Genomic DNA, 13281 nt, shown 5'->3' with positions numbered 1-13281 from the left:
ACGGCCAGTTGCAGCCGGACCGCGCCGGTGTCGGTGAGCAACAGCGGCGCCCGCAGGACGAGTTCCTCGACCTGGTCGCAGCCGACCCGGTCGGCGGCTTGCAGGGCGAGTTCCACGAAGGCCGCGCCGGGCAGCACGATCGCGTCGGAGACCCGGTGGTCGGCCAGCCAGGGCTGGGACGGCACCGACAGCCGGCCGGTGAGCAGGTAGGCGTCGGACCCGGCCAGCGCGGTGGCCGCGCCGAGCAGCGGGGTGCCCGCCGGAAGCAGCCCGACGGCGCCGACATTGTCGCTGGAGGCAGACTCCAGCCAGTAACGGCGGCGCTGGAAGGCGTAGGTGGGCAGCTCGACACGGGCCGCGGCGGGCAGATACGACGCCCAGTCGACCGTACCCCCATGCACATGGAGCCGGGCCAGCCCTGTCGCCAGCGCACGCACCTCGGGCTGTTCACGGCGCAGCAGCGGCACGAACACCGCCGTACTGTCCTCGGGCACACAGTCCGGACCGGCAGCGGTGAGCGCGGTGTCCGGGCCGACCTCCACGAACCGCGTCACACCCTGCGCATGCAGATGAGCCACCGCATCGGCGAAGCGGACGGTGTCCCGGACGTTCCGCACCCAGTAGTCGGCGTCCGTCGGCGCCGCATCGATCTCCACGGTCGACACGAACGGAATACGCGGCGCAGCAAACTCCACACCGGCTATCGCGGCACGGAACCGCTCCAACACCGGCTCCACCAACGGCGAATGGAAGGCATGACTCACCCGAAGCCGGGTGTGCCGCCACCCCCGCTCCCCCGCCCGCCCGGCAACAGCCTCCACCGCAGCCACCGCACCCGACACCACCACCGACCGCACCCCATTGACGGCCGCAATCCCCACCTCACCCGACAGGAGGCCGGCGACTTCGTCCTCGGGAGCGTTCACCGCGAGCATCGCCCCGCCCGGAGGCAGCTCCTGCATCAACCCAGCCCGCGCACACACCAACACCACCGCGTCATCCAGCGACAACACCCCCGCCACATGCGCAGCCGCCACCTCACCCACCGAGTGACCGACCACAAAGTCCGGCACCACACCGAACGACTCCAGCAACCGGAACAACGCCACCTCGAACGCGAACAGACCACACTGCGCGAACAAGGTCTGATCCAGCCGCTCCCCACCGTCCAGGACCACATCCCGGACCGGGCGCTTCAGCACCGCCTCCAACCGCCCGCAGACGTCACCGAACACGTCCGCGAACACCGGATACCGCTCGGCCAGCTCCCGGCCCATCCCCGACCACTGCGACCCCTGACCCGAGAACAAGAAACCGGTACCACCGCCCCGCCCGGCGACGCCGCTGAGCACCCCGGAGGCGCCGTCGGCCAGCGCAGCCAGCCCCGCCAGCAATTCCTCGCGGTCGGTGGCGACCACGGCACCGCGGTGCTCCAGAGCGGCCCGCGACAGCGCCGCCGCGCGGGCCACCTCGGTGACGGTGGCGGCGGGTTCGGCGAGCAGGTGGTCCCGCAAGCGCGCCGCCTGCGCGCGCAAGGCGTCGGCGCTGCGACCGGACACGAGCACCGGCACCGGTCCCGCGACCGCGGGCGGCTCGGCAACGGGCTCGGTGGCGGGGGCCTGCTCGATGATCACGTGGGCGTTGGTGCCGCTGACCCCGAACGCCGACACGGCCGCCCGGCGGATCTCCGTCTCCGGCCAGTCGGTCGCCTCGGTGACCAGCCGCAGCGGGCCAGCGGCCCAGTCGACGTGCGGGGAGGGGGTGTCCACGTGCAGGGTGCGCGGCAGCACCCCATGGCGCATCGCTTGCACGACCTTGATGACACCGGCGACCCCGGCAGCCGCCTGGGTGTGCCCGATGTTGGACTTCACCGACCCGAGCCACAGCGGCCGGTCGCGGTCGGCGCCGTACGTCTCCAGCAGCGCCTGCGCCTCGACGGGGTCGCCCAGCGCGGTGCCCGTGCCGTGCGCTTCCACCGCGTCGACGTCCTCGGGGGACAGGGCCGCGTTGGTCAGCGCCTCGACGATGACCCGGCGCTGTGCCTGCCCGTTGGGTGCGGTCAGCCCGTTGGAGGCGCCGTCCTGGTTGACGGCGGAGCCGCGGACGACGGCGAGCACCGGGTGCCCGTTGGCCTGTGCGTCGGACAGCCGCTCCAGCAGCAGCATGCCGACGCCCTCGGACCAGCCGGTGCCGTCCGCGGCGGCGGAGAACGCCTTGCAGCGGCCGTCGGCGGCGAGGCCGCCGAGCCGGTCGAACTCCACATAGGTGCCCGGGGTGGACATGATCGTCACACCGCCGGCCAGCGCCAGCGACGTCTCCCCGGAGCGCAGCGACTGCACCGCCAGATGCAGGGTGACCAGCGAGGAGGAGCAGGCGGTGTCCACGGTGACCGCGGGGCCTTCGAGGCCGAAGGTGTAGGCGACCCGGCCGGTGGCGATGCTGGCGGCGTTCCCGTTGCCGATGAAGCCGTGCAGCTCCTCGGGCACGCTGTCCATCAGGGTCGCGTAGTCGTGGTACATCACCCCGGCGAACACACCGGTACGGCTGCCGCGCAGCGAAGTGGGGTCGATCCCGGCGCGTTCGAACGCCTCCCAGGAGGTCTCCAGCAGCAGCCGCTGCTGCGGGTCCATCGCCAGCGCCTCGCGCGGCGAGATGCCGAAGAAGCCGGGGTCGAAGTCACCGGCGCCGGTGACGAACCCGCCGAGCCCGACCGGCAGTCCGGTCAGGTCCCAGCCGCGGTCGGCGGGGAACCCGGAGATCCCGTCCCGGCCCGCGTCCAGCAGCTCCCACAGCTGCTCGGGGGTGCTGACCCTGCCGGGGTAGCGGCAGGCCATGCCCACGATCGCGATCGGCTCGCGCCGGGCCTGTTCGATCTCGGCCAGCCTGCGCTGGGCGCTCTGCGCCTCGGCCAGTGCGCGCCGGAGATACTCCCGGAGCTTGTCCTCGTTTGCCACGCGGTCTTCCTTCCCTGCCCCTAGCTGGCGCCGAGGTCGTCGACGAGGCCGAACAGTTCGTCGTCGGAGGCCGACGACAGGTCGTGCTCCGCGGCGGTAGCGGTCTGCTCCTCGCCGCCGTACTTGGCCAGCAGCGCGGTGAGCCGCATGCGCAGCTTCGCCCGGTCCACGGCGCCGGGTTCGGCGTCGGCCAGGGCCGCTTCGAGCTGGTCGAGCCCGGCGAGCACCGGCGCGGAAGGCGCGCCGTCCGCCGCGGGCATGGATGCGTGCAGATGGGCGGCGAGCGCCGCCGGGGTGGCGTACTCGAACACCACCGCCGCGGGCAGCCGTACGCCGGTGGCCGCGGACAGCCGGTTGCGCAGCTCCAGCGCGGCCAGTGAGTCGACGCCGAGTTCGGCGAAGGTGCGGTGTTCGGCCACGGCGGCCGCCGAGTCGTAGGCCAGTACCCCGGCCGCTTCGGCGCGCACCAGCTCCAGCAGCGCCTTCTCCCGGTCCGGTCCGGTCAGCGCGGCGCCGGGGGCCGGGGCTGCGGCGGCGGCCGGGGCGGCGGTGTCCCGGACCAGGCCGCGCAGCACCGCCGGGACCGGCCCACCGGACCGGAAGGCGGCCCGGTCGAGGTGCAGCGGCGCGAGGACCGGGGCGTCGACGGCGCGGGCCAGGTCGAAGAGTTCGAGGGCCTCGGCGGTGGCCAGCGGCCGTATCCCGTTGCGGGTGATGCGGGCGAGGTCGGCTTCGTCCAGCGTTCCGGTGATGCCGCTGCGCTGCTCCCACAGGCCCCAGGCCAGCGAGGTGGCCGGGAGCCCGGCGACGTGCCTGGCCCGGGCCAGCGCGTCCAGAGCGGCGTTGGCGGCGGCGTAGGCGCTCTGGCCGGCCGCGCCGAGCACCCCGGCGGCGGAGGAGAACAGCACGAAGTCGGTCAGCTCCCGGTCGCGGGTCAGCTCGTCCAGCCAGCGGGCGCCCAGCACCTTCGGCGCCAGCACCGCCCGCAACCGCTCCTCGGTGAGACCGGTGACCACACCGTCGTCCACCACCCCGGCCGCGTGCACCACCGCTGTCACCGGATGCTCGGCCAGCAGCGCGGCCACCGCGTCCCGGTCGGCCACATCGCACGCCACCACCGACACCTCGGCGCCCAACTTCCTCAGTTCGGCGGTCAGTTCGTCCGCGCCCGGGGTGTCCGGGCCGCGGCGGCCGGTGAGTACCAGTTCACGCACCCCGCGGTCGGTGACCAGGTGCCGGGCCACGGTCGCACCGAGCGCGCCCAGGCCGCCGGTGATCAGCACCGGGCCGCCCGGGTCCCGCTCGGCGCCGTCCGGCCCGGTGCCGTTCCGGCCGGTGAGGGGGGCCGCCGGGACGGGGACCAGCCGTGGCACGAGCACCGCGCCGTCGCGCAGCACCAGCTGCCCGCCGGGCACCTGCCACGCGGCGGCGGGCACCTCCGTGTCGTCCTCGATGTCGGCCAGCAGGAAGCGGTCCGGGTGTTCCTGCTGCACCGAGCGCACCAGGCCCCAGACCGCGGCGGCGGCCGGATCGGTGCGCGCTCCCCGGGTGCGCAGCGCGAGCCGGGTACCCGCGAAGCGGTCCTCGGCCAGCCAGCCGCGCACCGCGCTCAGCGCCCCCGCCGCCGCGGCGACCGGGTCGGCCTCGGTCCCGGCCGGCAGCACCACCACCCCGGGCAGCTCCTCCCGGTCGGTGAGTTCGGCCAGATCGGTGCAGACCAGTACGGCGGGCTCCGGTCCGGCCGACGCGGGCGCGGGCACCAGCTCCTCGGTGTACAGCGCGGCCCGCCGGCCGAGCTGCCCGGCCGAGACCGGCCGTACGGCGAGGGATTCCACCACCCCGACCGGTACGCCCGTGGCATCGGCGAGTTCGATCCGGGCCGTGTCGGCGGCCACCGGGGAGATCCGCACCCGCAGTGCGGACGCCCCGGTGCGGCGCAGCGCCAGCCCGGTCCAGGCGAACGGCAGCAGGGTACGGTCGTCGCCCGCGTCCCCGCGCAGCCAGCGCAGGGCGTGCAGCGCCGCGTCCAGCAGGGCGGGGTGCACCCCGTAGCGGCCGGTGTCGGTGAGGTCGGGCAGGGCGATGTCGGCGAGGATCTCGTCGCCGCGCCGCCAGGCCGCGCGCAGGCCCTGGAACGCCGGGCCGTACTCCAGCCCGGCGGCGGCGAACCCGTCGTAGGCCGACGCCACGTCGAGTGCGGTGGCGTCCGGCGGCGGCCAGGCGAGCTGCTCGGCCTGGGGTACGGCGGTCTCCGCCGGGCCCAGCTCGGCGCGGGCGTAGCAGGTCCACGGGGTGCCGGGTGCGGCCGGGCGGGCGTGCACGGTCAGCGGACGGTAGCCCGTCGCGCCGGGCGCGCCGACCCTCAGCTGCACCTCGACCGTGCCGTCCTCGGGCAGCACCAGCGGTGACTGGAGGGAGAGTTCGGCGACCGCACCGGCACCGGCCACCTCGGCGGCGTGCAGGGCCAGTTCGGCGAACACGCTCCCCGGCACCACGCTCGCGCCAAGCACGGTGTGCTCCCCCAGCCAGGACTGCGTCCGGGTGGACAGCCGGCCGGACAGCAGGAACCCGTCCTCCTCGGCGAACTCCACGGCCGCGTCCAGCAGCGGATGGCCGCCGGGGCGCACCGGCCCGGCGTCGTCGAGCCAGTAGCGGCGGCGCTGGAAGGCGTAGGTGGGCAGCGCGACGCGGGCCGCCGGCGGCAGATACGACGCCCAGTCGACCATACCGCCGTGCGCATGGAACCGGGCCAGCCCGGCGGCCAGCGCACGCACCTCGGACTGCTCGCGATGCAGCAGGGGAACGAACGCGGCGTCGGCGTCCTCCGGCAGGCAGTCCGGCCCCACGGCGGTCAACGCGGCGGCGGGCCCGATCTCCAGGAACCTGGTCACGCCCTGCTCGTGCAGCCGCGCCACCGCGTCAGCGAAACGCACCGTGTCCCGGACGTTCCGCACCCAGTAATCGGCGTCCGTCGGCGCCGCATCGATCTCCACGGTCGACACGAACGGAATCCGCGGCGCGGAGAAGACGACGTCGGCCAGGGCCTCCCGGAACCGTCCCAACACCGGCTCCACCAAGGGCGAATGGAAGGCGTGGCTCACCCGCAGACGGGTGTGCCGCCACCCCCGCTCCTTCGCCCGCCCGGCAACGGCCTCGACCGCCGGCACCGCGCCCGAGACCACGACCGACCGCACCCCGTTGACGGCCGCGATGCTCACCTCACCGGACAGGATGCCGGCGACTTCGCTCTCGGGGGCATTCACCGCCAGCATCGCCCCGCCCGGAGGCAGCTCCTGCATCAGCCGCGCCCGGGCACACACCAGGCCGACCGCGTCGTCCAGCGACAACACCCCCGCCGCATGCGCGGCCGCCACCTCACCCACCGAGTGACCGACCACGAAGTCCGGCACCACGCCGAAGGATTCGAGGAGCCGGAACAACGCCACCTCGAACGCGAACAGACCACACTGCGCGTACAAGGTCTGGTCCAGCCGCTCCCCGCCGTCCAGGACCACATCCCGCACCGGACAGCCCAGCACCGCCTCCAACCGCCCGCAGACGTCATCGAAGGCGTCCGCGAACACCGGGTAGTGCTCGGCGAGTTCGCGCCCCATCGCCGAGCGCTGCGACCCCTGCCCCGAGAACAGGAACCCGGTACCGCCACCACGCCCGGCGGCCACCCCGCTGATCGCCCCGGAGGCCAGCCCCTCCAGCCCGGCCAGCAGCTCCGCCCGGTCAGCGGCCACCACCGCACCCCGGTACTCCAACGCGGCCCGCGTCATGGCGGCCGCGAACGCCACCTGCGGGACGCTCAGTTCGGCATCCGCCGCCACCCGCTCCGACAGCCGCGCCGCCTGCTCCCGCAGCGCCTCCGCGCTGCGACCCGACACCACCACGGGCACCGGCACCGCAACCGCAGGCGGCTCGGCAACGGGCTCGGTGGCGGGGGCCTGCTCGATGATCACGTGGGCATTGGTGCCGCTGACCCCGAACGCCGACACGGCCGCCCGGCGAACCTCCGTCTCCGGCCAGCCGGTCGCCTCGGTGAGCAGCCGCACCGGCCCGGCCGTCCAGTCGACATGCGGGGACGGGGTGTCCACGTGCAGGGTGCGCGGCAGCACCCCGCGACGCATCGCCTCCACGACCTTGATGACTCCGGCGACCCCGGCAGCCGCCTGGGTGTGCCCGATGTTCGACTTCACCGACCCCAGCCACAGCGGCCGCTCACGCTCCGCGCCGTACGTCGCCAGCAGCGCCTGCGCCTCGATCGGGTCGCCCAGCGCGGTGCCCGTCCCGTGCGCCTCCACCATGTCGACGTCCTCGGAGGACAGTCCGGCGGCGCTCAGCGCGGCGCGGATGACACGTTCCTGCGCGGGGCCGTTGGGCGCGGTGAGCCCGTTGGAGGCGCCGTCGGAGTTGACGGCCGAGCCGCGCAGGACGGCCAGTACCTCATGGCCGTTGGCGCGCGCGTCGGACAGCCGCTCCAACACCAGGATGCCGATGCCCTCGGACCAGCCGGTGCCGTCGGCGGCGGCGGAGAAGGACTTGCAGCGGCCGTCGGCGGCCAGGCCGCCCTGCCGGTCGAACTCACGGAACGGGGTGGGGCTGGACATCACCGTCACTCCGCCGGCCAGCGCCAGGGTGGACTCGCCGGAGCGCAGCGACTGGGCGGCCAGGTGCAGCGCGACCAGCGACGAGGAGCACGCGGTGTCCACGGTGACCGCCGGGCCGTTGAGGCCGAAGGTGTAGGCGACCCGGCCGGTGGCGACGCTGCCCAGGTTACCGTTGCCCAGGTAGCCCTCCAGCTCCTCGGGGACGTGCGCCAGCCTGGTGGCGTAGTCGTGGTACATCACCCCGGCGAACACACCGGTACGGCTGCCACGCAGACCGAGCGGATCGATCCCGGCGCGTTCGAACGCCTCCCAGGACAGCTCCAGCAGCAGCCGCTGCTGCGGGTCCATCGCCAGCGCCTCGCGCGGCGAGATGCCGAAGAAGCCGGGATCGAAGTCACCGGCGCCGGCCAGGAAACCGCCGCGTCCGACCGGCAGGGTCCCGAGGTCCCAGCCGCGGTCGGCGGGGAACCCGGAGATCCCGTCCCGGCCCGCGGCGACCAGGTCCCACAGCTGTTCGGGGGTGGTGACCCCGCCGGGGTAGCGGCAGGCCATGCCGACGATGGCGATCGGCTCGTCCGCCGCGGCCGCCGGCGCGGGGGCCGTCGGTTCCGTGAGTGGTGCGGTGTCCAGGTCCCCGGCCTCGGCGAGCACGAACGCCGCCAGCGCGGCCGGGGTGGGGTGGTCGAAGACCAGGGTGGCGGGCAGCCGCAGTCCGGTGGCCGTGCCGAGCCGGTTGCGCAGTTCCAGCGCGGTGAGCGAGTCGAAGCCGAGGTCGGCGAAGGACCGGCCGTCGCCGACCTGCCCGGCCCCGGCCAGGTCCAGGACCGCGGCGGCCTGGGTGCGGACCAGGTCCAGGGCGGCCCTGCGGCGTTCCGGCGCGGGCAGGGCGCGCAGCCGGTCGGCCCAGCCGGACTGTTGCCGCCGGGTGCGGCGGTGGCGCCGGACCAGACCCGCGAAGACCGGGGGCAGCGGGTCCATCCGGTGCAGGGCGGCGGTGTCCAGCCGCATCGGCAGGACGACCGGATCGCCGAGCCCGACGGCGGTGTCCAGCAGCGCCAGCGCCTCCTCGGTGGGCAGTGGGGCGATGCCGTTGCGGGCGATGCGGGCGAGGTCGGCCTCGGCCAGCGTTCCGGTGATGCCGCTGCGCTGCTCCCACAGGCCCCAGCCGAGCGCGTGCGCGGGCAGTCCGGCGGCGCGGCGCCGGGCGGCCAGGGCGTCGAGTGCCGCGTTGGCGGCGGAGTAGGCGGCCTGCCCGGCGTTGCCGAGGGTCGCCGAGGCGGAGGAGAACAGCACGAACCGGGTGAGGTCCCGGTCGCGGGTCAGCTCGTCCAGCCAGCGGGCGCCCAGCACCTTCGGCGCCAGCACCGCCCGCAACCGCTCCTCGGTGAGACCGGTGACCACACCGTCGTCCACCACCCCGGCCGCGTGCACCACCGCCGTGACCGGGTGCTCGGCCAGCAGCGCGGCCACCGCGTCCCGGTCGGCCACATCACAGGCCACCGCCCGGGCCGAGGCGCCGAGTTCTGTGAGGTCGGCGATCAGCTCACCCATGCCGGGCGCGTCACCACCGCGCCGGGACGCCAGCACCAGGGCACGCACACCGTGCCGCTCCACCAGATGCCCTGCCACCAGCCGCCCGAGCGTGCCGCTCGCCCCAGTGACCAGCACCGTGTCATCCGCCGACCAGGGCGTCGACTCGGGCGCCGCCTCCGTCACCCGCACCAACCGAGGTATGAACAACTGACCGTCTCGTATCGCCAGTTGGGGCTCACCGGTGGCCAGGGCGACCCCGTCGGGCACGCTGCCGTCGCTGTCCAGCAGCACGAAACGGTCGGGCCACTCGGCCTGCACCGAGCGCACCAGGCCCCAGACGGCGGCACCGGCCGGGTCGGGCACCTCCGCGGCGGCGGTGGCGACCGCGCCGTGAGTGAGCACGGCCAGCCGGGCACCGGGCGCGGGGTCCTCGGCCAGCCACTCACGCACGCGCTCCAGCACGGCGGCGGTGCACTCGGCCACGGGGCCGTCCTCGACCCGGAACAGCACGTCGGCACCAGTGTCGCGGTTCCCCCCGGCAGGGGCGGACGTCCAGTCCAGCCGGTACATCGAGTCCTGTCCCGCGGGCGGGCGCAGGGTGCCGGTGAGGGGGCGCAGTACCACGCGCTCGACGGTGCCGACGGGGGCGCCGCTGTCGTCCGCGAGATCGACCCGGACCGCGTCGTCCCCGGTGACGGTGAGCCGGACCCGCAGGGTTGCGGCGCCCTCGGCGTACCAGCGGACCCCGTGGAAGGCGAAGGGCAGCCGGAGGGTGGCGTCGTCGCCGCGCAGGGCGAGGGCGTGCAGCGCGGCGTCCAGCAGGGCGGGATGCAGACCGAACTCGTCGGCTTGGCCGAGCAGTTGCTCGGGCAGGGCGATCTCGGCGTAGGTCGCGTCGCCGCGTCGCCAGGCCGCGCGCAGCCCCTGGAAGGCCGGGCCGTACCCGAGACCGGTCTCGTCGAGCCGGGGGTAGAACGCGTCCAGCGGGAGGGCTTCGGCGCCGGCCGGGGGCCACTGCACCAGGTCCGTGCCGAACCCGTCCGCCGTGTCCCCCGCGTCTTGTGTGTCCTGCGTGTCCTCGGCCAGGACACCGGTGGCGTGCCGGGTCCAGGGCAGGGCGGTCCCCTCCGGCCGGGAGTGCACCTCGATGCCGCGGCGCCCGGTGTCGTCGGGTTCTCCGATGCCGACCCGGAGGGCGACGGCGCCGTCGGCGGGCAGCGCCAGGGGCACCTCGAGGGTCAGTTCGTCGATCCGGGCGTCACCGAGGAGTTCGGCGGCGTGCCGGGCGAGTTCCACGAACGCGGTGCCGGGCAGCAGCGGGGTGCCGGTGACCTGGTGGTCGGCCAGCCAGGGCTGGGTGCGCAGGCTCAGCCGTCCGGTGAGGACGGTGTCGATGGGGCCGGGGAGGGCGACCAGCGCGCCGAGCAGCGGGTGCCCGGCGGGCTGGGCGCCGAGCGCGGCCGGATCGGCCGGTACGGCGGACTCCAGCCAGTAACGGCGGTGCTGGAAGGCGTAGGTGGGCAGGTCGACCGGCTGGGCGGGGGGCAGATACGACGCCCAGTCGACCGTACCCCCATGCACATGGAACCGGGCCAGCCCGGCAGCCAGCGCACGCACCTCGGGCTGTTCACGGCGCAGCAACGGCACGAACACCGCCGTACTGTCCTCGGGCACACAGTCCGGACCGGCAGCAGTGAGCGCGGTGTCCGGGCCGACCTCCACGAACCGCGTCACACCCTGCGCATGCAGATGAGCCACCGCATCGGCGAAACGAACCGTGTCCCGGACGTTCCGCACCCAATAGTCGGCGTCCACCGGCGCCGCACCGACATCCACCGTCGACACGAACGCAATACGCGGCGCAGCAAACTCCACACCGGCTATCGCGGCACGGAACCGCTCCAACACCGGCTCCACCAACGGCGAATGGAAGGCATGACTCACCCGAAGCCGGGTGTGCCGCCACCCCCGCTCCCCCGCCCGCCCGGCAACAGCCTCCACCGCAGCCACCGCACCCGACACCACCACCGACCGCACCCCATTGACAGCCGCAATCCCCACCTCACCCGACAGGATGCCGACGACTTCGTCCTCGGGAGCGTTCACCGCCAGCATCGCCCCACCCTGCGGCAACTCCTGCATCAACCCAGCCCGCGCACACACCAACACCACCGCGTCATCCAGCGACAACACCCCCGCCACATGCGCAGCCGCCACCTCACCCACCGAATGACCCACCACAAAGTCCGGCACCACACCGAACGACTCCAGCAACCGGAACAACGCCACCTCGAACGCGAACAGACCACACTGCGCGAACAACGTCTGATCCAGCCGCTCCCCACCGTCCAGGACCACATCCCGCACCGGACGCCCCAGCACCGCCTCCAACCGCCCGCAGACGTCACCGAACACGTCCGCGAACACCGGATACCGCTCGGCCAGCTCCCGCCCCATCCCCGACCACTGCGACCCCTGACCCGAGAACAAGAACCCGGTCAGCCCACCCCGGTCAGCCACCCCGCTGACCACCCCCGGGCGGCCCTCCGCCAGCGCCGCCAGCCCGGCCAGCAACTCCTCCCGATCACCCGCCACCACCGCGCCCCGGTGCTCCAGGGCGGCCCGTGACACACCGGCCGCCCGCGCCACCCCCGCGACCGACACGCCGGAGTCCCCGGCGACGAACTCGCGCAGCCGCGCCGCCTGGTCCCGCAGCGCCTCCGCACTGCGCCCCGACACCACCACCGGCACCGGCCCCGCGACCGCAGGCGGCTCGGCGACGGGCTCGGGATCGGGGGCTTCCTCCAGGATGACGTGGGCGTTGGTGCCGCTGATGCCGAAGGCGGACACCGCGGCGCGGCGGGGGCGTTCGGCGCGGGGCCAGGGCACCGGCTCGGTGGCCGGGGACAGGGTGCCGGAGGACCAGTCGATGTGCGGGGACGGGGTGTCCGCGTGCAGCGTCCTGGGCACGGTCTCGTGCCGGAGCGCCAGCACGGACTTGATGACACCGGCGACGCCGGCGGCGGCGAGGGTGTGTCCGATGTTCGACTTGACCGACCCCAGCCACAGCGGCCGGTCGCGGTCGGCGCCGTAGGTCGCCAGCAGTGCCTGTGCCTCGATCGGATCGCCGAGGGCGGTGCCGGTGCCGTGTGCCTCGATCAGGTCGACGTCCGCCGGGGACAGCCCGGCGGCGCTGAGCGCGGCCCGGATCACCCGTTGCTGGGAGGGGCCGTTGGGGGCGGTGAGCCCGTTGGAGGCGCCGTCCTGGTTGACGGCGGAGCCGCGGATGACGGCGAGCACCGGGTGCCCGTTGGCCTGTGCGTCGGACAGGCGTTCCAGGACGAGCACGCCGACGCCCTCGGCCATGCCCATGCCGTCGGCGGCGGCGGAGAACGCCTTGCAGCGGCCGTCGGCGGCGAGGACCCGCTGGCGGCTGAACTCGACGAGCGGCCCGGGGCCGGCCAGCACGGTCACTCCGCCCGACAGGGCCAGCGAGGACTCCCCGTCGCGCAGCGAGCGCACGGCGAGGTGCAGGGTGACCAGCGAGGTGGAGCAGGCGGTGTCGACGCTGATCGCGGGGCCTTCGAGGCCGAGGGTGTAGGAGACGCGGCCGGACAGCACGCTGGAGACCACGCCGGTGACGAGGTGGCCCTCGACGCCGGCCGGGGCCTCGGCGAGCCGGGTGCCGTACTCCTGGTGGTTCTGGCCGACGAACACGCCGGTGCGGCTGCCGCGCAGCGAGGTGGGGTCGATCCCGGCCCGCTCCAGTGCTTCCCAGGAGGTCTCCAGGAGCAGCCGCTGCTGCGGGTCCATCGCCAGGGCTTCGCGCGGGGAGATCCCGAAGAAGCCCGCGTCGAAGGCGCCGGGGTCGTCCAGGAAGCCGCCGCGGCGCACATAGGTGTGGCCGGAGCGGTCCGGGTCGGGGTCGTAGAGGGCCTCGATGTCCCAGCCGCGGTCGGTGGGCAGGTCGCCGGTGACGTCCCGGCCGTCGGCCAGCACCCGCCACAGGTCCTCCGGTGAGCGCACTCCGCCCGGGTAGCGGCAGGCCATGCCGACGACGGCGATGGGCTCGGTGCGGGAGCGTTCGGCCTCCTCCAGGCGGCGGTTGGCCTTGCGCAGGTCGACCATGACCCGCTTCAGATAGCCCCGGAGCTTCTCTTCCTCGGACATGTCCAACGCCC

Annotated in this window: 1 protein-coding gene and 2 pseudogenes; all 3 read right to left on the bottom strand. The window is 74.5% G+C overall.

Annotated features, from left to right (window positions below; translation table 11 throughout):
* Window positions 1-14: 14 nt before the first annotated feature.
* A pseudogene (locus ACWCV9_RS13200) lies at window positions 15-1253 on the bottom strand (acyltransferase domain-containing protein); the annotation flags it as partial.
* 150 nt (window positions 1254-1403) lie between these two features.
* Window positions 1404-2936 (bottom strand): annotated as a pseudogene (locus ACWCV9_RS13195) (type I polyketide synthase); the annotation flags it as partial.
* 38 nt (window positions 2937-2974) lie between these two features.
* On the bottom strand, window positions 2975-13276 hold the full coding sequence (locus tag ACWCV9_RS13190) for an SDR family NAD(P)-dependent oxidoreductase (RefSeq protein ID WP_450786201.1): 10302 nt from the start codon (window positions 13274-13276) through the stop codon (window positions 2975-2977).
* Window positions 13277-13281 lie beyond the last annotated feature (5 nt).

It is taken from the genome of Streptomyces sp. NPDC001606, from assembly GCF_053596835.1.
This window is presented reverse-complemented; position numbering and strand designations above follow the sequence as displayed.